This window comes from Gluconobacter potus (assembly GCF_015244705.1).
GTDB lineage: Bacteria > Pseudomonadota > Alphaproteobacteria > Acetobacterales > Acetobacteraceae > Gluconobacter > Gluconobacter potus.
In genome coordinates this window covers 289,896-316,247 of sequence record NZ_JABCQF010000002.1, presented here as the reverse complement: position 1 = coordinate 316,247, position 26,352 = coordinate 289,896, and the positions used below count along the sequence as shown (strand labels likewise).

Below are 26,352 nucleotides of genomic sequence, written 5' to 3'. Positions count from 1 at the left end.
CCTTCCTCTATCTGCGTGTCAGAGGCTCAGGCGAGCCTGCCATGACAGTGTTTGAACTTCAGACCCGATCCGCACGGGCAAAGGGCGTTGCGCGGCGTCTCCGCATACCAGCGCTGAAGCGTGGCCGCATCAGGCTCCGCACCCGTTGGAACGGGCTGCGGACGCGGCGGCATCGGAGCAGCGGACGGGAAACCCGCCATCGGCTGCGGCGCCGGAATGTCGCCCCCCGTCGTTCCCTGCGCGAACAGCCCCGCAGGTTCCTCGGACGGACCGGACGTCTCGGTGTTGATGACCGGGAACGGCGGCGGCTCGGACACGGCCTGGATGCGGCACATCGTTTCCGTCACACGGATACGCATGTCATCCAGCATGGCCGTGAACATCTGGAAGGCTTCCTGCTTGTATTCGTTCAGCGGATCACGCTGCCCGTAAGCCCGCAGACCAATGCCCTGACGGAGCTGATCCAGCCCGTGCAGATGCTCTTTCCACACGGCATCGAACGTCGTCAGCACGACCTGCTTCTCGATCAAACGCATCAGTTCGGGGCCCATATTGGCCGTCCGTGCTGCCTGCGCTTTCGCGGCTTCCCCCTCGATCCGCTCGATGACGCCCTCGGCATCCATCCCGTCTTCCTTCGCCCAGTCCGCAATCGGCAGATCCAGGTTCAGGATGCGAGAGACTTCCTTCGTCAGCCCTTCCGTATCCCAGGCCTCGGCAAAGGATTTTTCGGGAATATGCGCATGCACCAGATCCTCGATCGTGTGCTCGCGCAGTTCGGCGATCACGCCCGACAGGTCATCCGTCGCCATGTATTCCCGGCGCTGGGCGTAAACCTCCTTGCGCTGGTCATTCATGACATCATCATACTTGAGCGTGTTCTTGCGCATGTCGAAGTTGCGCGCCTCGACCCGCTTCTGCGCCTTTTCCAGGGCCTTGTTCAGCCAGGGATGAACGATCGCCTCGCCTTCCTTGAGCCCCATCTTCTGCATCATCGCGCCCATGCGGTCGCTGGCGAAAATGCGGATCAGATCGTCTTCAAGCGACAGGAAGAAGCGCGAATTGCCCGGATCGCCCTGACGCCCCGAACGCCCACGCAGCTGGTTGTCCACACGGCGGCTTTCATGACGTTCCGTGCCGATCACATACAGACCGCCCGCCTTGTGAACTTCCTCGTGATGCTCCTCGACGATCGCGCGAATGTTCTGCTCGACGGACTCACGCTGCGCCTCGTCCTCGACGCCTTCGGTGCTGGCCTTGACCAGCATCTCGATATTGCCGCCGAGTTTGATGTCGGTACCGCGGCCCGCCATGTTCGTGGCGATCGTAATAGCGCCCGGCGCACCCGCCTGCGCCACGATGATCGCTTCTTTCTCATGCTGGCGCGCATTGAGGACGTTATGCGGAATGCCGCGCTGCGTCAGAATATGCGAGAGATACTCGCTCTTCTCGATCGACGTCGTGCCCACGAGAATGGGCTGGCCAGTCTCGTGGATTTCCTTGATCAGATCGGCCACGGCGCTGAACTTCTCGGCCGCCGTCAGATAGACCTCATCATCCGTGTCGATCCGCTGCACCGGCAGGTTCGTCGGGATTTCCACCACATCGAGGTGATAGATTTCCGCGAACTCGTCAGCCTCGGTCATGGCCGTACCAGTCATGCCGGACAGCTTCGGATAGAGACGGAAATAGTTCTGGAACGTGATGGAAGCGAGCGTCTGGTTCTCCTGCTGGATCTCCACATGCTCCTTGGCTTCCAGCGCCTGGTGCAGCCCATCCGAATACCGGCGACCGTCCATCATGCGCCCCGTGAACTCGTCGATGATGACGACCTTGCCGTCACGCACGATATAATCCACGTCCCGGGTGAACAGCGTATGTGCCCGCAGGGACTGCTGGACGTGATGAACGACAGCGACGTTATGGATGTCGTACAACCCGCCTTCCTGAAGCACGCCGGCTTCCGCCAGCAGTTCCTCAACACGGTGCGAACCGTGCTCGGTCAGCGTGACAGACCGCAGCTTCTCGTCCTTGTCGTAGACGTCAGGCTCCTCAACGAGCTTCACGACCACATCATCGACAGAGCGATACAGGTCGGAGCTGTCATCCGCAGGACCGGAGATAATAAGCGGGGTCCGCGCCTCATCGATCAGGATGCTGTCCACCTCATCCACGATCGCGTGATTGAACGGACGCTGCACCATGTCGCCAAGCGAATATTTCATATTGTCGCGCAGGTAGTCGAAGCCGAACTCGTTGTTCGTGCCGTAGGTAATATCTGCGGCATAAGCCTCGCGACGCTCCCCGTCCGACAGGTTCGGCACGATCACACCCGTCGTCAGCCCAAGAAAGCTGTAGAGGATGGACATCTCTTCGGCGTCACGCCGCGCGAGATAATCGTTCACCGTGACGACATGCACGCCCTTGCCACTCAGCGCGTTCAGATAGACCGCAAGAGTCGCCACAAGGGTCTTGCCCTCACCCGTCCGCATCTCGGCAATGCGGCCCGCATGCAGGACCATACCGCCGATCAGCTGCACATCAAAGTGACGCTTGCCCAGAACACGGCGCGACGCCTCGCGGCAGACCGCAAAGGCTTCCGGCAGCAGACCATCAAGGGTTTCGCCCTTTTCCAGCCGTTCCTTGAACTCGGTCGTCCTGTGCCGGAGCTGCACGTCAGACAGGGCCTGGACCGCAGGCTCCAGTGCATTGATCTCGGGCACACGGCGCTGATACGCCTTGAGCGTGCGATCGTTGGCAGAACCGAAAAGGGCGCGGGCGAGGCGTGCGAACATGCTGAACCTTGAGATGCCGAAGGCCCGAAGCGCCAGCTCTTTCCACTACCGGAAAGACCCGCCACACCGTGCCGTCAGGATTTTCACGTCTGCTGGAGATAGGACCCGGGCCGCAAAGGGTCAATGGAGAGCCCGTCCAGAACCCCGATGAAATGTTCCCATTGTCATCACAGGGTCACATCCCCGACCGACCACACGCCTCGCGCGACACCCGCCTGCAGGGTGCGTGAAGGAATGGTAACGGACCGCACCCTTGCAGGGCGGACCAGCCTTTGTCATGGTGCAGGCCATCCTTTTTCCAGGTTACATCCGAGGTAGTCCCCACATGCGGCTTTCCCGCTCCACTTTCGCTCTCGCCGCCCTTCTGGCCGGCACGTCGGTCGCAGCATCGACGGCTTTCGCCGCTCCTGCGGCAGCCCCTGCCGCCGCAGCGCCCGCAGCTGCCCCGACCGGTGCTCCGGCCGCTGCCCCCAACCCCGACATGCTAATCGCCACCGTCAACGGTGCGAAGATCACGCTGGGCGACGTGCAGCGCGCAGCGGGCAACCTCCCGCCGCAGGCCCGCCAGATCCAGCCGTCCGTCCTGGTTCCCCTGATCGTCAACCAGCTCGTTGACCAGAAGGCCGTCCAGATCGCTGCTGACAAGGAAGGCCTGAGCCGTAAGCCGGACGTGAAGGCCGCCATGGACGCTGCCGCCGCGAACGCCCTGCAGAACGCCTATCTCGAAGAGAAAGTCGGCCCGCTGGTCACCGATTCCGCAATGCGTGACTTCTACCAGTCGCATTACGCGAACAAGAAGCCGGAAGAAGAGATCCACGCCCGCCACATCCTCGTGGACAGCGAAGCACAGGCCAAGGACATCATTGCCCAGCTCGGCAAGGGCGCTGATTTCGGCAAGCTTGCTGCCCAGCTTTCCAAGGACAAGGGTTCCGCTGGTGCGAACGGTGGCGATCTCGGCTGGTTCAAGAAGGACGACATGCTGCCGGCCTTCTCCGCAGCCGCTTTCGCCATGAAGCCGAACACGATCTCCCAGACCCCGGTTCACACCCAGTACGGCTGGCACGTGATCCAGGTCCTCGCGACCCGTACGGCCCCGATCCCGACCTTCGACCAGGTCCACGACCAGGTCCGTCAGGAGCTGATCCGCGACAAGGTGCGTGACATCGTTCAGGCCGCTGAATCCCAGGTGAAGGTCGTTCACTACGACGCACAGGGCAAGGCGATCCCGAATGCAGCTCCGGCTGCCGCACCTGCAAAGAAGTAAGTCCATGGCAAAGCCGCTCCCCGTCTCTCCGCTCGCGCGTCCTCTTCCGGACCTTGCAACGATTGCGGGCGTGCGGCTTTCCGCCGTCGCCGCGGGCATCCGCTATCAGGGCCGCACGGACCTGATGCTCGCGGAATTCGTCCCCGGCACGGTCGCCGCGGGCGTCTATACGAAGAACGCCTGCCCCGGCGCCCCGGTCCTATGGTGCCGTGAGGCCCTGACGACCCCCTATGCCCGCGCCCTGCTCGTCAATGCAGGCAACGCGAACGTCTTTACCGGCCGCGCCGGAATCCAGGCCTGCGAAGACTGCGCGGACGCCACCGCACAGCTTCTCGACTGCCCTCCGCAGGACGTCTTTCTCGCTTCCACGGGCGTGATCGGCGAAAAACTGCCTCAGGACCGCATCATCGCCGCCCTTCCCGCCGCTAGGGCCGGACTGGAAGAGAACGGCTGGGCCGATGCCGCCCGCGCCATCATGACGACGGACACCTTCCCCAAGGCCGCCCGTCGCGATGTGAAAATCAACGGTACCCCTGTCCGCATCCAGGGCATCGCCAAGGGATCGGGCATGGTTGCCCCCGACATGGCCACGATGCTGGCCTATGTCGCAACCGACGCCAGACTGCCGCAGAACGTGCTGCAGTCCCTGCTGGCCTCCGGCTGCGCCCAGAGCTTCAATTCCATTACCGTCGATTCGGACACGTCCACTTCGGACATGCTGATGATTTTCGCGACCGGACTGGCCGACAATCCGGAAGTCGACGACGTCAACGACCCCGCTCTCGCCGAGTTTACCCTTGCGCTGAACGATCTCCTGCTGGAGCTCGCGCTGATGGTGGTCCGCGATGGCGAAGGTGCGACAAAGCTTGTCCGTATCGCCGTCACCGGAGCGGATTCCAACCTCTCCGCCCACCGCATCGCGCTGTGCATCGCCAACTCCCCGCTCGTCAAAACCGCCATTGCGGGCGAGGACGCCAACTGGGGCCGCGTGGTCATGGCGGTGGGAAAAAGCGGTGAACCCGCAGACCGCGACCGCCTCTCCGTCGCCATCGGCGGCACGTGGATCGCGAAAGACGGCGGTGTCGTCGAGAATTACGATGAAGCCCCGGTCGTCGCCCACATGAAGGGTCAGGAGATCGAAATTGCCGTTGATCTCGGCCTGGGCGACGGACAGGCCCGCGTCTGGACCTGCGATCTGACGCATGGCTACATCGACATCAACGGCTCCTACCGCAGCTGACCGTCCCAACACGTCAGCGAGAGCGGGGCTTGTGCGTCCCCGCCTCTGCCGTTAGCAAAATCCGGGTGCCGTTTCGCACTTGATATGAGGAAAAATCCATGTCTGCTGGAGCTCGCGTGCTTGTTCTTGGCGGTGGCGTTGGGGGGCTTGAAGCCGCTGCAGCGCTGGGCCGTCGCCAGAACATCTCCCTGACACTCGTTGATCGCAGCCCCGTCCACTACTGGAAGCCGGCCCTGCACGAATTCGCTGCGGGCACCATGCAGCATCAGGGGAACTGCATCCCCTTCAAGGACACGGCCGCAAAGTTCGGCTTCACCTTCGTCCAGGGCAGCCCCGTCGCCGTCAATCGCGAGAACAAGACCGTCTCGCTCGATACCGGCGCGACACTGCCTTACGATTATCTGGTGGTCGCTCTCGGCTCACGCGCGAATGACTTCGGCATTCCCGGCATCGTCGATCACTGCATGTTCATCGACAGCCTGAACGACGCCGACGCACTCTTCGCCACTTTCCGCGAAGCCGTGCAGAAGGCCCGTGCCGCTGGCGAGAAGCTCTCGGTTGGCATCGTCGGCGGTGGCGCAACCGGCGTCCAGCTGATTGCCGAACTGTGCAAGTCCATCGATGACGCCCGCGGTCTGGGACCGGCCGTTCGCAAGTCCCTGCTGAACGCCGTCCTGATCGAGACCGGCCCGCGCATCCTCCCGGCCTTTCCCGAAGCCGTCTCCACCGCTGCCACGCAGCAGCTCGAAAAGCTCGGAATTTCCGTGCGCACCGAAGCCATGGTGGTCGGCGCGGACGAGACCGGTTTCAGCCTCAAATCCGGCGAGCACATCCCCGCCAGCCTCCGCGTCTGGGCCGCTGGCGTGCGCGCCTCGGATGCCACGAACCTTCTCGAAGGTCTGGAACGCGGACGCTCGGGCCAGCTCGGCGTAACCACCACGCTTCAGACCACGCAGGACCCGACCGTTTTCGCCATCGGCGACTGCGCCCGCATCGACGCAGCCCCGATCGCGCCGACAGCTCAGGCCGCACGCCAGGAAGGCCAGTATCTCGGCCGTGCCCTGCCGGAAATCATCGCCGGCAGGACCCCTGCCCCGTTCGCCTATAACGACCGCGGCGCTGTCGTGGCCCTGGGGGACTACAACGGCTGGGGCATGCTGGACGCCAAGCGCAGCTTCGGCGGGGGTCTGCTGTCGGGTCTGGCCGCGCGTCTGATCCATGAGGGACTGTACCGCCAGCACCTCGCAGGCATCCTCGGCGTGGCCCCCACGGCCTGCAGCACGCTCCGCGAACATCTTTCGCCGGTCAAACCTGATCTGGGCGCCTGAAATCCCTTTTCAGAAGCCCGTCAAAGAGGGAATGTGGGACGCAGCCTCATCCAACCCTGCGTCCCCTGGTCCGAGAACTCATGAGCCCAACCGATCTCTCCCCGCCCTTTGACAAGGCTCTGATCCGCATCGAAGACGTGCTGCTGGAAAAAGGGTTTTCCTTCCTGCAGGCCGACGTCACGCGTCCTCTGCTGGAGCATGAAGGCCTGACGGACTGGCAGGGTTTTGCCGAGAGCTGGAATCATCTGGGTCTTGACCGCTACATGGCGGATGGCGGCCGTTACCGCCGCCGCCGTTATGCGACCTTCGCCGTCTCGGGCGACACCATCACCCGCAAGAAACACCAGCCCCATTACCAGAGCCGGGATTACAACCTGCTCAATGGCGGCATCGAGCGCTGGTTTCCGGCCGTAACGGACGCCATCGCCACCCATCCCGCCATGACCGCCGCCATCCGCACCGTCAGCCGGATCGCGGATGCCCTGACGCCGCCGAAGGAAAAACCCCCGGTCTGGCATGTCGAGGTGCATCAGTTCCGCATCGAGGCTCGTCCGGGCAATGAAGGCCACCCCACGCCGGAAGGCCTGCATCGCGATGGCGTGGACTGGGTTCTCGTGCTGATGGTCGCCCGCCACAACGTCGAACAGGGCGTCACCACAATCCACGGCATGCGCAAGGACCCGCTCGGCTCCTTCACGCTCACCAACCCACTGGATGCCGCGATCGTGGACGATCACCGCGTCTATCACGGCGTCACGGCCGTCCAGCCGGTCGATCCGTCACAACCCGCCTATCGGGACGTGCTGGTGGTGACGCTGCGTCACGAATGACACCCGAAGCTTCACAGATGTTCTTCTTCAATTTCGTGTTATGACAGGTCTCATGTCGATCCAGCAGATTCTTTCCCGCCCCGCGGCGGTTCTGGCCCTGTCCTTCATGCTCCCCGGAGCCCTGTCCTGTGCGGATGCCGCGACAGGCAAGACCCGCCATCACACGCGGCATACAACGCAGTCGGCCAATGCCGGTGCGGCTCCCGTCATCCTCACGGCCCATCCGGGCACGAAGCTGGATGAAGACGCCCGCAAACTGAACGAAGACGATCTTCAGGACGCCGCCAAGCACCATGACCAGCCAGTCGTGCTCGTCGGCTCTGCTCCGCTGTCCTCGGGCAAGAATGACGAAGCCCTGTTCGTACAGCTCCAGTCCGCACGCCTCTGCGGTTCCGCAGGCTGCACGACATCCGTCTATCTGAAGCACAATGACACCTGGAACACGGTTCTGGACTCCGTGAACGGCGATATTTCCGTCCTGCCTACGCGCCACAAGGGTATGCATGACCTGCTGGTCAGCCCGAACGACCGCTGGGTCTGGAACGGCAAGGAATATCAGGACACGCTCAGCGCACCGCCGATGCCCAAATAACCACTATTTTTCAGGAAGTCTGGAGCGGGCGAGGGGAATCGAACCCCCGTATGCAGCTTGGGAAGCTGCCGTTCTACCATTGAACTACGCCCGCTTACGGCCCCGATCATAACCGGTCTGCGGTCCCTCCGCAATCCGCCTTCAAGGTGTTGACGCAAAACCGAAATACGGCTCATAGTCCTGCCTGTCAGAAACGTCATGGCGTGCCTGACCCTCGTGATTTGAGCGGCCGGCTTGCGGCGAGGTTAAAGAACTGCGCTAAAGAGGCCCTGCGTCGTTATCGAACGATTTCCAGGACTTCCACGGCCCGCCACATGCGCCCTGCACAACAGGACGTTTTATGGAGGGACACATCATGTCTTCAGAAAACTGGCGCACAGCCACCCGTCTCCTGCACGAAGCCCCAAACCGCACCGAGTTCGGCGAAACGTCCGAGGCACTCTTCCTGACATCCGGCTTCGTCTATGACAGCGCCGAACAGGCCGCCGCCACCTTCACGGGCGACGTCCAGCACTTCCAGTATTCCCGCTTCGGCAACCCGACCGTGGACACGCTTCAGGAGCGCCTCGCCCTTCTCGAAGGTGCCGAAGCCTGCGTTGCCACAGCGACCGGCATGGGCGCCGTCTCCTCGGCCATCCTGTCGACTGTAAAGGCCGGCGACCGCGTCGTCGCCTCCCGCGCTATTTTCGGCTCCTGCTACTGGATCGTGACCAACCTCCTACCCCGCTACGGCATCGAGACCGAACTGGTGGATGGCACGGATTACGACGCCTGGGAGCGCGCTCTCTCCAAACCGACGGCTGCCGTGCTGATCGAAAGCCCGTCCAATCCGATGCTCGATGTCCTCGACATCGCTCGCGTTGCCGAGCTGACGCACAAGGCCGGCGGCCTGCTGATCGTGGACAACGTCTTCGCAACGCCGCTCGGCCAGTCCCCGCTCAAACTCGGCGCGGACGTGATCGTCTATTCCTGTACGAAACATATCGACGGTCAGGGCCGCGTCCTCGGCGGTGCGGTGCTCGGCTCCAGCAAATGGATCAGCGAGACGCTCCAGCCCTTCACCCGCAACACCGGCAACGCCCTGTCGCCATTCAACGCCTGGGTCCTGCTCAAGGGTCTGGAAACGCTCCAGCTCCGCACGGATGCCATGGCCCGCAACGCCGCCGCCGTAGCCGATGCACTGGCCGAACTGCCGGGAATCGTTCAGGTCCGCTATCCGGGCCGCGCTGACCATCCGCAGCATGAACTGGCCAAAACCCAGATGAACAATGGCGGTTCCATGGTCGCGTTCGTCGTGGACAAGGGCCGTGAGGGCGCATTCGCCTTCATGAACGCTTTCAAAATCATCGCGATTTCCAACAATCTCGGCGATGCCCGCAGCCTGGCCACCCACCCCGCCACGACAACGCATATGCGCGTCAGCGCGGAGGAGCGTGCCCGTCTCGGCATCACGGACGGCGCCATCCGCCTCTCCGTCGGTCTGGAAGATCCGGCAGACCTGATCGATGATCTCAAGCGTGGTGCGGCGGCCGTCGCGGCCCTCGCATAAGTTTTCCTGACAAATCCCCGGGATGGCTTTACAATGGCGTCATGCCTGACAAGTCATCCCACCCCCATCTGCACGCCGATCCCGAGACGGCACTCGCCGAAGCCATGGAAAGTGCACCCCGCTTCAGCGAAACCACGGACGACGTGACGGTCACGGTCCGGACCTTCTGGCTGGACGACCAGTCCCATCCCGAAGACCATCAATACGCCTGGGCCTACCACATCAGCATCGAGAACGAGCGGAAAGACACGTTCCAGCTCCTCTCCCGCAGCTGGGAAATCGTGGACGGGCTTGGACGCAAAGAACATGTCCACGGCGATGGCGTGGTTGGCGAACAGCCCGTGATCGGCCCGCAGGAACAGTTCGACTATACGTCCGGCGCCATGCTCACGACACCGACCGGCTTCATGCGCGGCACCTACCACATGGTCGAGCCCCGCTCGGGCCACCGCTTCGACGTCAGCATCCCCGTTTTCAGCCTCGATAGCCCCCACGACAGCACGCTGGTGCACTGACCTGCCGTGGGAGGGCCGCACGGACAGGCAGAGGAACAGTCACACAAGCTTGACGTTCCCGCCGTCCCGGCCCATTCCTCCCCCATGCGTATCGCTGCCCTCCTTCTTGCTGCCGGTCGTGGCCGGCGCTTTGACGCCTCCTCGCAGAGCGGGGAAAATTCTTCCAAGCAGTTCCGGATGCTGCGGGGCAAACCCGTCATCCGCAGAGCCGCCGAAGCCCTCCTGCCGCATGTGGACGTGCTCCTGCCCGTCGGGGACGATCCCCTGCTGGCCGACAGCCTCGAAGGCCTGGACATCCTGCCGCCCGTCAGCGGTGGCGCGGAACGCCATGACAGCGTGCGCAACGGCCTCGAAGCCCTCGCCCAACTGCCGGAACCTCCCGATCTGGTGCTGGTCCATGACGGCGCCCGCCCCTGCGTCCCGGCAGAAGTCGTGCAGAACGTCATTGACGCCCTGAAAACCCATGAGGGCGTGATCCCGGCCGTCGCCGTCATCGACACGATCAAGAAAGCCGCCAACGGCATCATCGTCGATACCGTCCCGCGTGACGGGCTGTGGCGCGCCCAGACCCCGCAGGGTTTCCGCTTCGGCACCCTGCTCGAACTTCACCGCACTCTTCGCGATGCCCGCACCGACGATGCCGCCCTGCTTGAACAGGCTGGCCATCCTGTGGCGATCGTCGAAGGGTCGGAAGACAATATCAAACTGACTGTTGCGGAGGACCTGATGCGTCTTGAAGGTGTGATTGACCGGAACCTGCTGCCCCGCGTTGGACTGGGCTATGACGTCCATGCCTTCGAGGAAGGCCGCAAGCTGATCCTGTGCGGCATCGACGTGCCCCATACGAAGGGCCTCGCCGGGCATTCCGACGCCGATGTCGGCATCCACACGCTGTGCGATGCCATTTACGGTGCTTTGGCCGAGGGCGACATCGGCCGCCATTTCCCGCCGTCCGACAATGAATGGAAGGACATGGATTCGGCCCGCTTCCTGATCCATGCCGGCGAACGTATCCGCGAGCGCGGCGGCTTCCTCGTGAATGCCGACGTCACGCTGATCTGCGAACGTCCCAAGATCGGCCCACACGCCGAAGCCATGCGTAACCGCCTTGCCGAGCTTCTCAAGGTCAGCGTCAGCCGTATCTCGGTCAAGGCCACGACCTCCGAGCGTCTGGGCTTCACCGGCCGCGAAGAAGGCATCGCCGCTACCGCAACTGTCAGCATCATGGTCCCGGATAACGGAGAAGCCTGACCTGCGCCCACGGCACGAAAAAGCCCGGTCCTCCCCATGGAGACCGGGCTTTTTTCTTAGCTATGATCCGCCATATCAAGTCATCCACGAGAACTAGACAGGGCGCGACAAGTTATCCCAATCAGCGCAACAATCCCGAAAAGTAGCCCGGATTGTCCGCTTGATTCAAAACGGGGAGTTTGACAGCCCCGCTATGGACCCCAGATCTGCTAATCCTGCCTGTTGTACGCAGCCACGAAACTCTGCAAGCACCCGAGTGCTACCAGATAGTGTTTGACGGCAAGTTCTATTTTTCGTCAGTAAAACGCAGTTCGATGTCATTTCCGTCAACTCGAAGACCTAGCCCGCCATCCACAGCAAGGGCAACGCACACACCGGTTGTTATTCCGCCATCAACGGTATGATGCATTGACAACCAGTTTCCTTGCGCCATCGCTGGCGCGGCAGGAAAAAAGCACAGGGTCGCAAGCAACCTTCCAATAGACAGCTTCATTGCTGGTCTTCCTCTATTCACACTCCGTAACATGACGCAGTTTGGAGTGGAGGAAGAGTCTTATTGATTATCCAATGCGACTTTGCGCCTGACTTATAGAGAAGTACGCTTCAGGGCAGATCGGGCTTCCGAGAAATCAGCCGTGAATGGCGCAGACCACCACGATCAGCGGTGTCGCGGCCAGAAAGAGCCATGCTCCGATGGAGCAGGTTTTCACGACACGGGTACCCATGTGGCGCAGCAGGGGCCTACGAACGGATACGGACATATCTTCCTCGAATCTCACAGTGTTCGACATATCCGGAGATAGCGCCCGATCCCCGGCCGGGGCGAGTCACCAATCATCTCGTTCTGTCTCATGGCTGGAGCTTCAATGATCCCCGAATATGGCAAGATCATGCCCCATTCAGGGCATTTTCCTCTCAGATCGAAACCTGCCGCCCGAGTGTCAGGAACATGCCCGCGTCGAGAATGTCCTTCTCGCGGTTTTCCATGGTGCGGACGAGTTCATCGTCCTGCCCCCAGGTCACAAGCTGGGATTTTTCATCATTATTGGCCCACAGCACCGCATCCACGAGGCTGACAGCGCCTCCCACGACAGCCAGCGACAGAAGCAGACTGCCCGTCGCCTGCGCCAGAACGCCCAGAACCGCAAGCTCCAGATCATCCCGTGCCGCCAGAAGCCCCGCCAGAGCCTCCCGGTACCCTTCAGGCTGCACAACCGGCATGAGACCATCGGTTACATTCGGGTGGACCCCGTAACCCGAAAGCCAGGCGAAAACCTGTGCCGCAACAGGCCCGATCCCCTCTGCGCAGTAGCAGAGCCCGTCATCCACCCCGAGTCCGAGGAGCATGTCCCGCGCCGCCTGCGGATCGGGCGCAATCCGTTCGATCATCGTCCCGGCCATCCGCGTCAGAGGCAGGGAATCCGGCGTGAAGGACGCGCCTTCCGCAATCTGCCCCCACTCCCCCGCAATAGCCTCGGCCAGCGCAGAGGAACGTACAGCCAAAACATGGCCCTGCGGCAGACGGATCGGCCGGCCATCCAGACGCGGCTGGAACAGCCCGTCCTCCGATACGACCGAAACCGCTTTCCAGAAACGCTTGTGCCCGCTCAATGCAGAACTCCCAGAGCCCGCAGGATATCCCCGGCCTTCGAATGATGCGCCTTGACCGCCGAAGGAGCCGGACCAGCCTGCCCTTCCCGCGCCGCAGCCAGCGGTGCCGTGCAGGGATCGGCCGTATTGCTGTCCCCGCCGATCGTCACATGGAAATTACCCCCCGCATCACGATCCTGCTCGACATGCGGCGCCCCCAGTGTGCCCGTCAGCACAACCGGCGTAGATGCGCCCGCCCCTTCAAAATCCACCACCGGCAGAAGGCGAAGATCCAGCGCCTGCGTCCCAAGCCCGACAGTCCCGCTGCCCGACGTCGAGAACCGCCCGGACTGAAGCCCCAGCGTGTCGATATGGGCGACGTCGTTCGCAATGCTCATGTGCAGCCCCAGACAGCGGAGGGACCGCCCCCCTTTCCCGAGTACCACGCTGGCCGCAGACCCTGCCATCTGGCCGAGCAGTTCGCTCTGCACCTGGCCATCCACCATGGAAATGCCCAGATGCCCGTCCAGCGACTGCCGCAGTTCCTGCGAACTGTTGCCCTTCGCCGAAAGCTGCCCCACGACCTGCACCGGCCCCTGAAGCAGAAGCGGCATACCAAGCTGCGTCTCCAGCAGACCGGCCGGAAGCATCAGCGGCTGGAACGTCACGCTGCCCGTCACCGGAAGCGCACTGGCATCCAGTTCCGCCATGCCCGACAGCGGCAATCCCTGCGCCTGACCGGAAATCGGATCCAGACGCAGATGGCCGCCCGACAGCGTCAGGCGCGTCGCCAGATCGGTATAGTCCCGCCCCGCAAACACGACATGATCCGCGGTCAGATGCAGGTTCACATCCTGCGCCCGCAACCTCTTCACCCAGGACGGTGTCGGGTCCGCAGCGACCGTCTCAACCGAAGGATGATCGCTCACAGCCGGAACCGGGCCGTCATTCTGCGGCGCCACAGGCTTCGGTGCGGGCACACCCGGAACAGCAGGCGCAACAGCCGGAGCAGCCGGTTGCGCAGGCTGGAGCCACAGCCCCTTGAGCACATCCAGATCCATTTTCGCGGCATGCAGATTTCCGCTCACGACCGGCGGAACGTCATGCCCCAGAACCAGCTTGAGCGCCCCATCCACGGAAAGTTCCTGACTGCCGAAGGTCAGCCCGTCGAGCGACAGGTTCTCGCGGTCCTGCGCGTCCAGCGTACCATGCAGACTGACGTCATGCAGAACCGCACCCGGCAGATGGAGCGTCTTGCTGCTTCCTTCCGTCACGAGATGCCCGTTCTCCGCACCGATCGTCCCCGAAAGAGCAAAACGGGCGCTGTCCTGCGCATTGAGCGCAGGCGCACCGGACAGAAGCGTCGTCTGGCTCCGCAGTTGCACCGTCAGCGGAACAGCCGTCTTCAACCCGTCGCGCCAGGCCGCAAGCGCCTGCTGCATCGTCCCGGCCCCGCCTTCGACGTGCCAGGCCGTATCCCGCCACTGCGTATCTGCCGTAACGGTCAGCGCCGCATCCGGCCCGGCGGAGTCGACATGCAGGTTGCGCAACACGCCCTGGCGCAACGCGACATAACCGGCATGCAGATGCACCCGCATCGGATTCATGCTGCCCAGGACCTGATGCAGCAGCGCATCCCCATCCAGATCCGTCAGCGGACCGGGACTGCCCTGAACCGCAACATCGCCTCCAAGGGCCGGCACATTCGGAAGATTGGCATGCGGGAACAGACGATGCGCGTCCTGAAGATTGGGCCACTCGCCCTGCGCCGTCAGAACCACGTTTTCCATCCGCGACGGATTGCCAATCCGCCCGTCCAGATTCAGCCAGTCGCGCTTTTCCCCATCGCCCAGCGTCGTCCCGATGCTGAACGCCCAAGGCTGGGTGCCCCGGATCTGCGACAGGTTGCCCACATGTCCCTTGAGCGTAAACGGCGTACCCGCGTGATGGCCCTGAAGGCTGATCCACGGGCTGGAACTGCGCAGCCCCGCCAGATCCAGCGTATCGAGACCGAACGAACCGCTCGTGCGGGTCAGACGGTCGTTCCAGATCACCGCAGCCTGCGCGACATGCAGCCCGTCCAGCGACAGATCCCAGTGCGCCTGAATCCGCTGCCCGCTCTGACCATGCACCGGCAGGGACGCATCCTCGTTCTCACGATCCGGCGTCAGGGACCAGTTCGCCTGCCCGTCCAGACCGCGAACAAGATTGACCGTCGCCCCCTCGACCACGAAATCCTGAAACCGGACCTCACGGTGCAGCAGGGCAAAAACGGCGATCCCGGCATGGATCGTATGAGCCTTGAGAACCGGCGTCTGCCCATCGCGTGTCAGCACGACGTCGGAGGCCTCGAACGCCGGCCAGGGCAGAAGCTGCACCGACGAATGACGGACCTGCATCGTAAGCCCCGTCTGGTGCTTCAGCGCCACAGCCACACGCTCGCGCAGCGCGTCCTGATCAATCAGGACATGCGTGGCTACACTCACACCCACAATGGCAACGATGACGGCAATCAGAACGCCGGTCAGCTTCTTCATTTTGCAGGCCCCCGACCCTTGCTGCTGCTCCCACCCCGGACACGCTTGGGCGCCGGCGTCTCACCCGGCACGAAGCCCAGCGTGCGGAACGTTTCGCGCATGTGCGGCGGCAGAGGTGCCGTCACGATCAGACGTCCACCAGCGGGATGCGGAATATCAAGCTGGCGCGCATGCAGATGCAGACGGTCGATGAACCCTTCCGGATGCGCCGCCTTCCCGCCATAGCGCGGATCACCGACGATCGGCGTCCCGATGGATTCGGTATGCACACGCAGCTGATGCGTCCGCCCGGTCAGCGGAGACAGCTTCAGCCAGCTCAGCTTCTTGCCGGCCGCATCGAGCGTCTCATATTCCGTCTTGGCCGAAGCCGCATCTTCCTCATCGCGCGACGCCGCAATCACCAGCGCCGCACCACCCGCACCGATCTTCGCCAGAGGCTGATCGATAATGCCGGATTCCGGCGAAGGCCGCCCGACAACCACGGCCCAGTACGTCTTCTCCACATCGCGCCCACGGAACGCCGCCGCCAGCTTGGCCGCCACACCCGGCGTGCGCGCAATCAGCAGAATGCCCGACGTGTCACGGTCAATGCGATGCACCAGACGCGGCCGGTCCCCGCCCTCAGTCCGCAGACCATCGAGCATCATGTCCACATGCTTGGTAATGCCCGGGCCACCCTGCGTCGCAAGGCCCGATGGCTTGTCGAGAACCAGCAGATGCTCGTCCTCGTAAATCACCATCTTCCTGATCTCACGCGCCAGCATCGGATCCGGCGGCGGCAGGGGTGCGGGCTTGTCCACATCCGGCAGCGGCGGGATGCGAACGCTCTGTCCGGGGATCAGGCGCGTATTGGTCTGAACACGCCCTCCCTCCACGCGGATCTGTCCCTTGCGGCACAGTTTCTGGAGCGCGCCCTGCGTCAGATTGGGGTAGTGACGTCTGAACCAGCGGTCGAGGCGAATATCGGCCTCATCCTCGGTCACGATGCGGTTGGTAACTGTCATGGTTCGCGGGATGCCCTCTTGGCGGCCCGCATGTCCAGAAGTTTTCTGATACGCCCCTCATGTCCGCGGTCCGTGGGATGATAAAGGGACGCTCTGGGCATCCCGTCCGGAAAGTAGTTCTGACCCGAAAACGCATCCTCGCTGTCATGGTCATATTCATAGCCCTTGCCGTACCCGATATCCTTCATCAGGCTCGTCGGCGCGTTCAGGATATGCGATGGCGGCATCAGACTGCCGGTATCGCGCGCCAGAGCCCGGGCCGCTTTATAGGCCGTATAGACCGCATTGGATTTCGGCGCAGTCGCCAGATGCACCACGACCTGAGCCAGCGCCAGCTCCCCTTCCGGAGAGCCCAGACGCTCATAGGTCTGCCATCCCGCCACCGCCATCGGCAGCGCAGAAGGATCGGCCTGCCCCACATCCTCGGCCGCAAACCGCGTCAGGCGCCGGGCGATATAGCGCGGGTCCTCCCCGCCCTCCAGCATCCGCGCGAACCAGTACAATGCCGCATCCGGATCACTGCCCCGCAGCGATTTGTGCAGCGCGGAAATGAGATTGTAGTGCTCTTCCCGGTCCCGGTCATACAGGATCGCCCGGCGCGACAGGATCGCCGCCAGATCACGCGGCGTCAGCATTTTTGATGGATCAAGCGCCACAAGCTGCTCGACCATATTCAGCAGATAGCGTCCGTCCCCATCCGCCATAGCCCGTAGACTGGCCCGCGCTTCCGGATCGAGCGGGAGAGGACGACCGACCTCCTCTTCCGCATGCACCAGCAGGCTCTCAAGGCTCGCATCATCCAGCCGGTTCAGCACCAGAACCTGACACCGCGACAGCAACGCCGCGTTCAGCGCAAAGGACGGGTTCTCCGTGGTCGCGCCCACCAGAACCACCGTCCCGCGCTCCACATAGGGCAGAAATCCGTCCTGCTGTGCGCGGTTGAAGCGATGGATTTCGTCCACGAACAGCAGCGTCCCCTTGCCCGTCGCCACCTGCTTCTTGTCCGCTTCCTCAAACGCCCGCCGCAGATCTGCAACGCCGGAAAAAACAGCCGAAATCTGCGAATAGAACAGCCCGGCCCGCCCAGCCAGAAGCCGCGCGATCGTTGTCTTGCCACATCCCGGACCGCCCCACAGAATCAGGCTGGACAGCGTGCCCCGCTCCAGCATCCGCGTGAGTGTTCCCTCAGGTCCGAGCAGATGATCCTGCCCCCGCACGTCTTCCAGCCGCTTCGGCCGCAAACGGTCCGCCAGAGGCTGCGTCCGGGAAGGCGGCCGGCGCTGCACCTGAGGTGCTTCGATCGGGCGCTGCTGCCGCATGTTCTCCGGCGCACGGGACGGCCCACGGCCTGAAGCCTGCGCACGGTTCGCTTCCGGAGCGCCGCCGAAAAGATCTGTCATGTCGGTCACTGGCATCTCCCGCTCCCCGAAGCCCCGTCAGAAGGTCTGCTCCCCGGATATGGGAAGCCTGGCCGGTCAGGAAAATCCCCGGCCTCACGTTACCGGAGCATAACCCCGGCCGCCGACTTAATGAAGGATGCGCCGCATCACGCCCGGCAGCAGCATCGACAGCGGATTGACCGACAGATCCGGCTTCTCGACCGTCCCGTGCAGATCAAACGTCGCCGCCAGCAGGCCACCCCCCTTCTCGGGAGACAGCAGATGCCCCAGCACCGGCAGCCGCCCTGGCAGCGCATTGAGCCCGAACAGCGGGACGATCGTCCCGTTCAGGTTCAACTTAGACGTCGTCAGGTCGATCGGCCCTTCCATCGTGGCCCCAAGCGCCTGATTGCCGATCACCCCGTCATGCAGCACCAGCAGGTTCCCCGCCAGGCTCAGACGCGTCGCCAGATGACTGATCTCGAACCGGTCCAGATGATTGGTCAGCCAGTGCAGCGGGGACAGATCCGACACCGCCGTCAGCGTCAGAGGCGGCCGCAGGAACTGCGACGGCCCCATTTCCACATGCCCGCGGAACGGCGGCAACCCGCCCCACAACCCGGCTGATTTCGTGTTCCGACCTTCCGGTACCTTCCGCACGGTCGTCTCGTCCGGCGTGAACACCCCGTCCAGATGCGTCTGCCCGCCCCGGATACGGTCATACAGACCCAGACCTTCAAGCAGCGTCCCCAGATTATCGATATCCAGAACGAAAGGATGCTCACGCCCTGTATCGGCCAGAACCGCCCGGACCCGCGTGGGCGCATCAAGTGCAAACCGCCCCGAAGCCAGATGCCCGTTCCGCAGTTCGATCTGGGAGACGACACCGCCGACCTGTGCCTTGGGCCCATAATAGACATGCGGCGCATTCAGGCTGATGGACCAGCTGTCCCCCATGGACACGCTCTTCTCGCCTGAACCACCCCGCGGCGCAGCAGCGGGCGCCGTCGGCGGATGGGGTGCGAACATCGGTGCCAGATCCAGCGGATCCGCATCGACCGTCACGCCAATCGGCTGATCCACGGCCTGCGGCAGGGCAATGCGCGCATCGCCCTCCGTCCGGCCGATCCGGAAGCCCTCAAGCACGATCCCCGTCAGCTTGCCCGCACGGGTCACACCGCGCCCCGCCACGGAAAGCCCGGTCCCATGCGCCTGCAATCCATCCAGAACCGACATCCGCCCTTTCTGGAACCCGATATGCACCATGGCCGTCGCAGGCTCTCCCAGCGGCTTGGCCCAGATCGGCACCGTCAGCGCCGCCTGCGCCATGTCCAGCGACAGCTTCAGATCGGACATCTCATTGGCCTGCTGCACGAAATGCGCATTCAGAACCGCATGCCCGTCAAACAGCCCGCCCGGCGCAATCCGGGCCTTCGCGGTGGACTGCGGGTCCAGAACCGAACGCGCATCGATCGTCTGCAACACCCGCGAGGGCGCCCCGCCCTGAAAATTCTCATGCAGCACGACATGCGTGGGAATCCCCGCAAGCCGCCCGTCCCCCGTCAGGTCCAGCCCATCCTCGGTCGCGGACATCTTCCCCGACGCCCCGTCCACCGGCTGCCCCATCAACACATTACCCAGATGAACGCCGGAGAACGTGGTCTGCGTCCAGACATGAAGCGCCCCGTCCGGAATATGCGCAACAAGCGGCAGCGTCAGACGCACATGCGCATCCACCATCCCGTCCGGATGCGTGAACGGCAGCGGATGCCGCGCCAGAAGATGCAGCCTCGGATGCGCCAGCGCGGACATGAACCCCGCCAGAGGCCCCGTCAGATGCGTGGAAATATCGCCGGTCTGATCCTTGGCATACAGATCGCCAATCCGGATCTCCCCGTCCGGAAGAAGCACATTCTCCTTCACGCCCGTGGGCTGGACACCCCGGCTCAGATCAATCACGAGCGTTTCCGGCCCGTCGAAATGCAGGGACGCATCCAGACCCGTCGCGGGTGGAACCGGCCGCAGCCAGTTCACCGTCAGCCCGCGCCCTGTCAGCTGCCCCTGAACCGAGACCGGCAGAATGCTGTCCGGCCCATGATCGCCATGCAGATGGGCTTTGACCTCAAGATCGCGCCCCGTGCCGTCGGTGATGTTCCTGGAAATCCAGCGCCGGCCGCCCTTGATGATGCTGGCCGGCCAGATGGAGCCCAGCGTCGCAAAGCGCACCCCGTCCAGCCCGGCTTCGGCGTCCCCGTCCATCACCTTTGGCTGGCGCAGACTGTCCAGCCTCAGACTGGCCGAGGCATGCACATGCGTCAGCGCACCCGCATTATCCGCCACATCCAGCCCGGCAGACGGCACCGAAACCGTGGCACCCCCGTCCAGACCCGGGCGATCCATCCGCAGATGCACGCTCGCCTGCCCGGCGTGAAGATGAATCGGATCGGCCGTTTTCTGGAAAACCTCTCCGTCGCCCAGCGACAGGTTCAGCGTCAGCTCCGAGGGCTGCTCGTCCATGCCATGCGGCACAAAAACCGCATCAGCACTGATTGACACCGGAACATGCCAGTCCGCCGCCAGCGGGCTGAAAACGCCAAGCTCCGCAGGTTCGAACGGCGTGCTGCCCAGATGCAGCCTGCCCGTATTCCCGACCTGCCTGGCCTGCGCCGTCAGGGTCGTGCGGAACCCGTCGAGCATAACCATCGTCCGCGCCGTTCCCGTCCAGACGAAATCCGGCGAATGCGGCGCCACCCGGATGCGGCGCGCCTGCATCTCGACCGGCCCGATCACGGCGGTCCGGTCCTGCGGCAGTCCGGCAAGCGTGATGGAAACGTTATGCACATCGATCGCCCGCAGCCGGTCGAGCCGTGTGGGCACACCCCGGCCGCCCCGCTTCTGGTTGGGCAGGTCCATGTCCACATCGCCATCGGGCAGACGGCGCAGGGCCAGCGTGGCATTCTCAAGCCGCAGGGTCCGGGGCGCGATTACGCCGTCGAACAGCGCGCTCAGCGACAGAACGGCATCGGCCTCTTCGGCACGTTCGGCGATCAGATTATCGAAGCGGGTGACTTTGAGCCCGCGCGCCATCAGCACCAGCCCGGCGGGAACACCGCCCGCAGCAGGCTGCCACTGGATGCGCAGCGTATCCCAGCTCAGACGGCCGGCCGGATGTCCGGGACGCTTGCCCGCCGCGATGGAAACAGGCTCCACGAGATGCGAGACGCGCGTGATGTCCACCGGACCATGCGCCAGCTCCCACAGGAAAACGCTTCCAGCAGCAGCGACGAGCGCAATGGGCGTGACGCAGACCAGCGCCGCCCAGCGTGCGATATGCAGATGGCGGGGAAACTGTGGTCCCGGGCAGAAAGGACGGAAACGCCTGCGGGGAGGGCGCGGGAAGTCGGGGACGGCCATAGACGGTCATCGGCGCGTTTCCGGCCTGTCTCCCTCGTAAAAGTTTGTGGAGGAAGCCCTCAGGCCCCCGAAGAGAGATCCCGGAACGCTTCAGCCACCAGGGCCGCATGGGTCGCAGGCTTCACCTTGCGCCACACATTCCGGATGATGCCCTGCCCGTCCACCAGGAAGGAACTGCGCTCCATTCCCATATAGGTCCGGCCATACATGGATTTCTCAACCCATGTTCCGTAAGCCTCGGCGACGGCATGGTGCTCGTCCGAGGCCAGCGGAAACTGAAGCCCGTATTTGGTGGCGAATTTTTCAATTTTCGCCACCGGATCGGGACTGACGCCAATGATGGTCAGACCATCAGCCTCGAACTTCGGCAGGACTTCCTGAAGGCCACAGGCCTGTGTGGTGCAGCCCGGTGTATCGGCCTTCGGATAGAAATAGAGCAGATAGGGCTTCCCCTTCAGCTCCGCACTGCTGACCGTACGTCCGCCCGAGGCGGAAAGCGTGAAGTCCGGCGCCCGGTCACCCGGCTGAAGGTCCGTTCTGGGGGAAGAAGCTGTCATGACGGGCATGATTGCCTCACCCTTCCAGTCCGATCAAGGCAAAGCGGACACAAAGCGTTCAGTTTGCCGAGATCAGTAACCCCGATACATCCCGGGATAGGCCGGACCTGGCGGCGGTCCGTATACAACCTGCGGCTGCGGGGCATAGACGACTGCCGGCGGAGCATAGACCACCTGTGGCGGGGGCGGCGGAGGGGCATAAGGCTGCGCCAGAAGCGCGCCACCCACGGCACCCAGAGCCAGACCGCCAAGGATCCCGCCTACAATGGCGCCGGAATGATCACGGTAGCCTCCATGCCAGCCGCCACGCGGCCCGCCATATCCATAACCGGGGCCGCGACCACCGCCATGCCAGTGAGCCTGGGCCTGTGGCACCAGAACATTCGGAACGATGGCAGAACCAATCAGCAGGGGAGCGGCCATAAGAACTGCACGTGTGATGCGACGCATGGCATCTTTCTCCTCGAAACACGTGGACCGGAAATCCCCGGATGAAAGGGGTCTTTTCCGTCCATGAGAAAGATCATGCCCGCTGAAAATGGCAGCAAGAGGCGCCAATCATGGCAGGAGACGGACAAATTGTAACAGCGCCTGCTCCTGCTCTCACCCCACGGCTTCAGCGCGGCGGATCAACGCGGTGATAACCCGGCGGCGGGTCGAAAATCTCGACAGGCTGCGGGGCATGGCTGACAGAAACAGCCTCCACGACCGGCTTTCCATCATGGACCGCCCCAAGCATGAGACCATCATCCGTGTAACAGAATGTGGTCGGGTGACTGTCGCTGTCCGCGCTTTCCCAGATCGTGCAGGCTTCCCCCGCGATCCTGCCCTGCCCCAGCCTGCGCCAGAAGCCGGCAGCCGGCGTCCCTGGGGCGGAAAATCCTGCGCCCGGCGCAGCCATGACAGTCGCCGTGCGGTTCGTACCATCCAGCACCATGAGCGTATGTGTGCGGTAATCCGTCAGCATGACCGTTGCCGAGCCCTCCGGCTCGACCCGCTGCCGCCACAGCGCGGCTGTCCAGCGCATGCGCTGGTGCAGACGCTGCCCGGACGGACCGGTCAGGACGTAATCGATGTCGGTGTCATGCAGCGGCGTCACCAGCGGCGCCGAACCTGGCTCCGGCGCGGGTCCCGGAACCGGAGCGGACGGCACATCCGCCCTCGCCGGAAAAGCGTAAACAGCCACCATCAGAACACAGGCCGCCCCACCTGCGCCGCGCAGAAACGTCATTCTCATTTGTGGTTTCCATCAGCAGGACCGCTGGGCGGCTGGTCCGGAGCAGACACCGAGCCATCCCCCGAAGAATCATTGGAGACGGAAGGCTGCGTCGTATCGGTCTGGGAAGACTGACCCGGCAAGGGCGTCGCGGGGCCAGGCGTTGTCGTCGCCGGAGCCGGAGTATCCCGGCTCCCGATCACAGGACTATCGGAATCGGACGTCTCGGAAGAAGCCGTCTCGGGCATTGTCGTCTTCGTGTCGCTGCCCGACGTTTCCGGCACGGGAGACGGCGTCGCACTTCCCGCCTGACTCTGATGGGCCGGCCGGGCCTTCGGCTCCAGAACATGGAAGCCCGCCGGCGGCTCGAACGTCGAGGACGGAATATCCTGATAGGACACCGAAAGTGCCTTGATCGATCCTTCCACCCCATCCGCATCCACGCCATTCTCAGCCAGAATGACGCCGTCTTCCGTCACGCAGGCACTGGCCTTGCCATGGCTGCTCTGGATATCCCAGCGCTCACAGGCCACGCCCGCCACGGTTTCATGCCCCGCCGGCGTGTACTGCATGTCCAGATCGAGCATGAACGGATTATGCAGGCCGTGGCTGGGATGCAGGCGCGTATAAACCTGCTGCTTCATCATCACGAGCGTCACCTGCTGCCCCGGCCGGTCGAGAATCGTGACGCCATTGCCGTCCTGCGAATCAATCCGCAGCAGATCGCCCGCCCCCGAGAACGCCACCTTGACGGTGTTGGGCCCCGCCTTGGGCGGCGCGGATGGCGTGGTGAGTTCATAAACAACCGTGACATCGCGCGTCGGCGTCAGGCGGGGATGATCTTCCGCACGGGCCGGCGTCACCAGACACAGCCCGACGGCCAGCAGCCCCAATGGCGCGACAGACAGGAGGGCGGGGCGCGTGAAAACAGTCATGGCGGATCTCCGGCAGGCGCGCGCCCGGCAGGCACACGCAGGGACGCAATGGATTCCCGCAGGGCCTGAAGGCTGAAATCGTCAGGCCAGACCGCGCGCACGGTCAGCGCCTGATGAAGCAGGGACTGATAATCCGCCGCCGGAATCCCGATACCGCCAAGCCCCGTCAGATGAGGCGTGGTGTATTGCGTATCCAGCAGCGTGAACCGCCCCTTTCGCAACCCTGCGACAAGATGAACCAGAGCCACCTTAGAAGCATCACGTTCGCGCGAAAACATGCTCTCGCCGAAAAAAGCCCCGCGCAGCGACACGCCATACAGGCCGCCCACCAGCTTTTTGCCGTCCCAGACCTCGATGGAATGGGCGTTTCCCTGCCGGTGCAGCGCACCGTAAAGAGTGCGGATGCGGCCGCTGATCCAGGTCGTCTCCCGCCCCGGAGCAGGCTCCGCGCAGGCCAGCATGACCTCATCGAAAGCCCGGTCCGCCGTCACCATCATTCTGCCGGACATCACCAGCCGCATGAGCTTCTTTGGAACATGCATCCCGTTCAGCGGCATGATCCCGCGCTCTTCGGGCAGGTACCACGAGAGTTCCGTACTCCCGGCGTCGGGCGCCATGGGAAAGATCCCCGAGGCATAGGCCCGCAGCAGAAGATCCGGCGTTATGTCGTCCATGAGGGTACAGTCTTTGCTCGTGTCATGATCCGGGGTGGCACGGGAAAACATGGCCGTGCCGACAGCGGGCATGGTAAGGGTGATCCATCGTCAGGGAGACCGCCAGTGCCGCTTGCCTTCGTCTATGCCATCATTCTCGTCATTCTCGGCGCACTGCGTCTCGCAATGCCCGAAGCGCATGGCCTGCTGATGACCCTGGCCAAGGTCAGCGCCGTCTGCCTGGTCATCTCCGCACTCGTGGATCTGTGGATGATGCGCGAAGGCGTCGAACCCCCGTCCATGACCGAGGCGTCCTTCACAGCAGACTGATCAGCACCAGGATCAGACCGGCCATCGAGATCCCCCAGATCAGACTGCGCACCGGCCCCCAGCCAAACGCGTAGGCCGGCACATAGAGTGTCCGCGCCAGGAAATAGATCCCCGCACCCCAGCCCGTCAGCGGGCTGTACCGGCCCGAGACCCAGCTCAGCAGGACCGCCCCGATAAAGATCGGCAGCGTTTCCGCCAGATTGGCCTGCGCCCGCTTCAGCCGTGCCGCCATCCCTGTATAGCGGGGCGGGTCACCGTCGCGGTTGCTGCTCGCCCATTGCAGACCGTCCTGCTGGCGGCACGCGGCGGCGGTGAGGAAAAGCTGGACGACTGCCAGCACCAGTGTCCATCCAAGCCAGACAAGACCGATCGGCATGGGCTTTTCCCCGGAAGCTCCTGAAAATCAGGAGAATGTTTCAGATGTGCCCGTTCCCCCTGCGCGCAGGTCGGCAGCCGCTTCCTTAACGGCCAGCCCATGCGTGCGTTCCAGACGGCGGATCGTGAAATGGGCCCGGGCCAGCGCGCGGTAATGCGCGAGGAACGCCGCATTGAGCGACGCACCACACAGCGCACCTGCCACCGGCACCATCTGCAACGCGAATTTGCGCGACAGGCCAATTCCGTAATGCGACGCCACTTCCGCCATCAGCATGACGATCGGACGTCCGCGCAGCAGTGCCCGCGCCGAGAAAAACCCGAGCTCGCTCTCATCTTCGCTCTGCCGTGCAGGGAAGCTGCGCAGCGCAAAGACTTCCAGACAGGCCCGGCGCGTGTCTTCGTTACGCAGGTCTTCGCCTTCCTCGCGGGCAATGCGTGCGATCTCGCGCATGATGGTCAGCGTCGTGAAGCCCACATCCGGCGCCAGACCGAAGATTCCGCCGAAACCACCCAGCGCGCCCGAAACGGCCACGGCGGCCTGCCCCACATTCTCACGCCAGGGCTCACGGACGGCGGGCGCGTCGTTGTCGATCCCCAGTATGGCGACTTTGAACGCCCGCTCGATGGCAATCTCAGCCGCGTTGTGGAACTTCTCCTGCACCGCCGGCGCCAGGCCGAGTCCCTGCATACCGAGTCGCGTAGCCTGTCCGACCGCACCCCCCATCAGGTCTGCAAGACGCACGAGAACCCCGCGGCCCTGTTCCACCTTTTCGAGAACCGACTGAAGCTGGGCAAGGGAATCCCCGTCCAGCGCCATCGAGGCGAATTCGCTGGTTGGAAGCTGCGTGTCATTCACTGCGGTCATGACGATCAAAACTCCTGTTCGTAAGACCCGAAACCGTTTACCGGATAGCAGGTTTCATATCCTAACATGGCGCCATCATGGGGATATCGGCTCTGTGACGCTACCCGGGACGCCCCCGGCGGGGTGAGGAGAA

24 protein-coding genes, 1 tRNA gene and 1 riboswitch are annotated in these 26,352 nt (G+C 63.6%); of the genes, 9 read left to right on the top strand and 16 right to left on the bottom strand.

Going from position 1 to position 26,352, the window contains the following annotated elements; genetic code table 11:
* Positions 1 to 26 precede the first annotated feature (26 nt).
* Complete coding sequence (gene secA / locus HKD31_RS05555; protein ID WP_194264236.1) at positions 27 to 2,792, bottom strand: preprotein translocase subunit SecA; 2,766 nt, start codon at positions 2,790 to 2,792, stop codon at positions 27 to 29.
* Positions 2,793 to 3,117: 325 nt separating this feature from the next.
* Between secA and HKD31_RS05550 the strand changes: the two genes are divergently transcribed.
* From HKD31_RS05550 to HKD31_RS05530, 5 genes are all read left to right on the top strand, one after another.
* The gene (locus tag HKD31_RS05550) at positions 3,118 to 4,056 is read left to right on the top strand and encodes a peptidylprolyl isomerase (protein WP_194264237.1); all 939 of its coding nucleotides are present in this window, start codon (positions 3,118 to 3,120) and stop codon (positions 4,054 to 4,056) included.
* A gap of 4 nt (positions 4,057 to 4,060) precedes the next feature.
* Positions 4,061 to 5,296, top strand: coding sequence for a bifunctional glutamate N-acetyltransferase/amino-acid acetyltransferase ArgJ (argJ, locus tag HKD31_RS05545; protein ID WP_062497502.1), 1,236 nt, complete (start codon positions 4,061 to 4,063; stop codon positions 5,294 to 5,296).
* Positions 5,297 to 5,394: 98 nt separating this feature from the next.
* The gene (locus tag HKD31_RS05540) at positions 5,395 to 6,624 is read left to right on the top strand and encodes an NAD(P)/FAD-dependent oxidoreductase (RefSeq protein WP_194264238.1); all 1,230 of its coding nucleotides are present in this window, start codon (positions 5,395 to 5,397) and stop codon (positions 6,622 to 6,624) included.
* An 80-nt stretch (positions 6,625 to 6,704) separates the two neighbouring features.
* On the top strand, positions 6,705 to 7,454 hold the full coding sequence (locus tag HKD31_RS05535; RefSeq protein WP_041111974.1) for a 2OG-Fe dioxygenase family protein: 750 nt from the start codon (positions 6,705 to 6,707) through the stop codon (positions 7,452 to 7,454).
* A gap of 52 nt (positions 7,455 to 7,506) precedes the next feature.
* A complete protein-coding gene (locus HKD31_RS05530) occupies positions 7,507 to 8,046 on the top strand; it encodes a hypothetical protein (RefSeq protein ID WP_052327648.1) in 540 nt (179 codons plus the stop codon).
* Between the two features lie 20 nt (positions 8,047 to 8,066).
* Here HKD31_RS05530 and HKD31_RS05525 read toward each other — a convergent pair.
* Positions 8,067 to 8,140, bottom strand: a tRNA-Gly gene (locus HKD31_RS05525).
* Positions 8,141 to 8,249: 109 nt separating this feature from the next.
* Positions 8,250 to 8,329: riboswitch (SAM riboswitch) on the top strand.
* Between the two features lie 72 nt (positions 8,330 to 8,401).
* Here HKD31_RS05525 and metZ point away from each other — a divergent pair.
* The 3 genes from metZ (at position 8,402) to HKD31_RS05510 (ending at position 11,361) form a co-directional block, all read left to right on the top strand.
* Positions 8,402 to 9,595: an O-succinylhomoserine sulfhydrylase gene (metZ, locus tag HKD31_RS05520; protein WP_194264239.1), complete on the top strand. Its 1,194-nt coding sequence runs from the start codon at positions 8,402 to 8,404 to the stop codon at positions 9,593 to 9,595.
* 41 nt (positions 9,596 to 9,636) lie between these two features.
* A complete protein-coding gene (apaG, locus tag HKD31_RS05515) occupies positions 9,637 to 10,110 on the top strand; it encodes a Co2+/Mg2+ efflux protein ApaG (RefSeq protein ID WP_041111971.1) in 474 nt (157 codons plus the stop codon).
* A gap of 84 nt (positions 10,111 to 10,194) precedes the next feature.
* Complete coding sequence (locus HKD31_RS05510; RefSeq protein ID WP_194264240.1) at positions 10,195 to 11,361, top strand: bifunctional 2-C-methyl-D-erythritol 4-phosphate cytidylyltransferase/2-C-methyl-D-erythritol 2,4-cyclodiphosphate synthase; 1,167 nt, start codon at positions 10,195 to 10,197, stop codon at positions 11,359 to 11,361.
* Between the two features lie 286 nt (positions 11,362 to 11,647).
* Here HKD31_RS05510 and HKD31_RS05505 read toward each other — a convergent pair whose 3' ends face one another.
* From HKD31_RS05505 to aat, 12 genes are all read right to left on the bottom strand, one after another.
* Positions 11,648 to 11,854, bottom strand: a complete 207-nt coding sequence (locus HKD31_RS05505; protein WP_194264241.1) for a hypothetical protein — start codon at positions 11,852 to 11,854, stop codon at positions 11,648 to 11,650.
* Between the two features lie 136 nt (positions 11,855 to 11,990).
* On the bottom strand, positions 11,991 to 12,122 hold the full coding sequence (locus HKD31_RS16245; RefSeq protein WP_255314061.1) for a hypothetical protein: 132 nt from the start codon (positions 12,120 to 12,122) through the stop codon (positions 11,991 to 11,993).
* 154 nt (positions 12,123 to 12,276) lie between these two features.
* On the bottom strand, positions 12,277 to 12,972 hold the full coding sequence (locus HKD31_RS05500; RefSeq protein WP_194264242.1) for an ATP12 family protein: 696 nt from the start codon (positions 12,970 to 12,972) through the stop codon (positions 12,277 to 12,279).
* Entirely contained in the window at positions 12,969 to 15,488 is a 2,520-nt protein-coding gene (locus HKD31_RS05495) for an AsmA family protein (protein WP_194264243.1), read from the bottom strand. The genes HKD31_RS05500 and HKD31_RS05495 overlap by 4 nt, the downstream gene beginning before the upstream one ends.
* Positions 15,485 to 16,492 (bottom strand): RluA family pseudouridine synthase, encoded by a 1,008-nt coding sequence (locus tag HKD31_RS05490; protein WP_062497510.1) that lies wholly within the window; start codon positions 16,490 to 16,492, stop codon positions 15,485 to 15,487. Before HKD31_RS05490 ends, HKD31_RS05495 begins: the two co-directional genes overlap by 4 nt.
* A complete protein-coding gene (locus tag HKD31_RS05485; protein WP_194264244.1) occupies positions 16,489 to 17,907 on the bottom strand; it encodes a replication-associated recombination protein A in 1,419 nt (472 codons plus the stop codon). The genes HKD31_RS05490 and HKD31_RS05485 overlap by 4 nt, the downstream gene beginning before the upstream one ends.
* A gap of 111 nt (positions 17,908 to 18,018) precedes the next feature.
* The gene (locus HKD31_RS05480; RefSeq protein ID WP_194264245.1) at positions 18,019 to 21,285 is read right to left on the bottom strand and encodes a YhdP family protein; all 3,267 of its coding nucleotides are present in this window, start codon (positions 21,283 to 21,285) and stop codon (positions 18,019 to 18,021) included.
* Between the two features lie 59 nt (positions 21,286 to 21,344).
* A complete protein-coding gene (gene bcp, locus HKD31_RS05475; RefSeq protein ID WP_194264246.1) occupies positions 21,345 to 21,851 on the bottom strand; it encodes a thioredoxin-dependent thiol peroxidase in 507 nt (168 codons plus the stop codon).
* A 63-nt stretch (positions 21,852 to 21,914) separates the two neighbouring features.
* On the bottom strand, positions 21,915 to 22,292 hold the full coding sequence (locus tag HKD31_RS05470) for a hypothetical protein (RefSeq protein ID WP_194264247.1): 378 nt from the start codon (positions 22,290 to 22,292) through the stop codon (positions 21,915 to 21,917).
* 166 nt (positions 22,293 to 22,458) lie between these two features.
* The gene (locus HKD31_RS05465; protein ID WP_228120245.1) at positions 22,459 to 23,073 is read right to left on the bottom strand and encodes a hypothetical protein; all 615 of its coding nucleotides are present in this window, start codon (positions 23,071 to 23,073) and stop codon (positions 22,459 to 22,461) included.
* A gap of 2 nt (positions 23,074 to 23,075) precedes the next feature.
* Positions 23,076 to 23,993 (bottom strand): hypothetical protein, encoded by a 918-nt coding sequence (locus HKD31_RS05460; protein ID WP_194264249.1) that lies wholly within the window; start codon positions 23,991 to 23,993, stop codon positions 23,076 to 23,078.
* Positions 23,990 to 24,667, bottom strand: coding sequence for a leucyl/phenylalanyl-tRNA--protein transferase (aat, locus tag HKD31_RS05455; RefSeq protein WP_194264473.1), 678 nt, complete (start codon positions 24,665 to 24,667; stop codon positions 23,990 to 23,992). The genes HKD31_RS05460 and aat overlap by 4 nt, the downstream gene beginning before the upstream one ends.
* Before the next feature lie 105 nt (positions 24,668 to 24,772).
* Here aat and HKD31_RS05450 point away from each other — a divergent pair, with 105 nt between their 5' ends.
* On the top strand, positions 24,773 to 24,976 hold the full coding sequence (locus tag HKD31_RS05450; protein WP_034954040.1) for a hypothetical protein: 204 nt from the start codon (positions 24,773 to 24,775) through the stop codon (positions 24,974 to 24,976).
* On the opposite strand, the gene HKD31_RS05445 is transcribed toward HKD31_RS05450, so the two are convergent.
* Both HKD31_RS05445 and HKD31_RS05440 read right to left on the bottom strand, forming a co-directional pair.
* A complete protein-coding gene (locus tag HKD31_RS05445) occupies positions 24,963 to 25,352 on the bottom strand; it encodes an MAPEG family protein (RefSeq protein ID WP_194264250.1) in 390 nt (129 codons plus the stop codon). The two genes, HKD31_RS05450 and HKD31_RS05445, sit on opposite strands and share 14 nt — an antisense overlap.
* A 27-nt stretch (positions 25,353 to 25,379) precedes the next feature.
* Positions 25,380 to 26,219 carry an EcsC family protein gene (locus HKD31_RS05440; RefSeq protein ID WP_194264251.1) on the bottom strand — a complete coding sequence of 280 codons (840 nt, stop codon included), beginning with the start codon at positions 26,217 to 26,219 and terminating at the stop codon, positions 25,380 to 25,382.
* Positions 26,220 to 26,352 lie beyond the last annotated feature (133 nt).

Coding starts and splice junctions, on each gene's coding strand:
- argJ (WP_062497502.1), top strand. CDS start 4,061: ATGGCAAAGCCGCTCCCCGTCTCTCCGCTCGCGCGTCCTCTTCCGGAC.
- apaG (WP_041111971.1), top strand. CDS start 9,637: ATGCCTGACAAGTCATCCCACCCCCATCTGCACGCCGATCCCGAGACG.
- HKD31_RS05540 (WP_194264238.1), top strand. CDS start 5,395: ATGTCTGCTGGAGCTCGCGTGCTTGTTCTTGGCGGTGGCGTTGGGGGG.
- HKD31_RS05440 (WP_194264251.1), bottom strand. CDS start 26,219: ATGACCGCAGTGAATGACACGCAGCTTCCAACCAGCGAATTCGCCTCG.
- HKD31_RS05490 (WP_062497510.1), bottom strand. CDS start 16,492: ATGACAGTTACCAACCGCATCGTGACCGAGGATGAGGCCGATATTCGC.
- HKD31_RS05460 (WP_194264249.1), bottom strand. CDS start 23,993: ATGACTGTTTTCACGCGCCCCGCCCTCCTGTCTGTCGCGCCATTGGGG.
- secA (WP_194264236.1), bottom strand. CDS start 2,792: ATGTTCGCACGCCTCGCCCGCGCCCTTTTCGGTTCTGCCAACGATCGC.
- HKD31_RS05535 (WP_041111974.1), top strand. CDS start 6,705: ATGAGCCCAACCGATCTCTCCCCGCCCTTTGACAAGGCTCTGATCCGC.
- HKD31_RS05465 (WP_228120245.1), bottom strand. CDS start 23,073: ATGACGTTTCTGCGCGGCGCAGGTGGGGCGGCCTGTGTTCTGATGGTG.
- HKD31_RS05510 (WP_194264240.1), top strand. CDS start 10,195: ATGCGTATCGCTGCCCTCCTTCTTGCTGCCGGTCGTGGCCGGCGCTTT.
- HKD31_RS05485 (WP_194264244.1), bottom strand. CDS start 17,907: ATGCCAGTGACCGACATGACAGATCTTTTCGGCGGCGCTCCGGAAGCG.
- HKD31_RS05505 (WP_194264241.1), bottom strand. CDS start 11,854: ATGAAGCTGTCTATTGGAAGGTTGCTTGCGACCCTGTGCTTTTTTCCT.
- HKD31_RS05550 (WP_194264237.1), top strand. CDS start 3,118: ATGCGGCTTTCCCGCTCCACTTTCGCTCTCGCCGCCCTTCTGGCCGGC.
- HKD31_RS05480 (WP_194264245.1), bottom strand. CDS start 21,285: ATGGCCGTCCCCGACTTCCCGCGCCCTCCCCGCAGGCGTTTCCGTCCT.
- HKD31_RS05530 (WP_052327648.1), top strand. CDS start 7,507: ATGTCGATCCAGCAGATTCTTTCCCGCCCCGCGGCGGTTCTGGCCCTG.
- HKD31_RS16245 (WP_255314061.1), bottom strand. CDS start 12,122: ATGTCCGTATCCGTTCGTAGGCCCCTGCTGCGCCACATGGGTACCCGT.
- HKD31_RS05445 (WP_194264250.1), bottom strand. CDS start 25,352: ATGCCGATCGGTCTTGTCTGGCTTGGATGGACACTGGTGCTGGCAGTC.
- HKD31_RS05470 (WP_194264247.1), bottom strand. CDS start 22,292: ATGCGTCGCATCACACGTGCAGTTCTTATGGCCGCTCCCCTGCTGATT.
- HKD31_RS05495 (WP_194264243.1), bottom strand. CDS start 15,488: ATGAAGAAGCTGACCGGCGTTCTGATTGCCGTCATCGTTGCCATTGTG.
- bcp (WP_194264246.1), bottom strand. CDS start 21,851: ATGCCCGTCATGACAGCTTCTTCCCCCAGAACGGACCTTCAGCCGGGT.
- metZ (WP_194264239.1), top strand. CDS start 8,402: ATGTCTTCAGAAAACTGGCGCACAGCCACCCGTCTCCTGCACGAAGCC.
- aat (WP_194264473.1), bottom strand. CDS start 24,667: ATGGACGACATAACGCCGGATCTTCTGCTGCGGGCCTATGCCTCGGGG.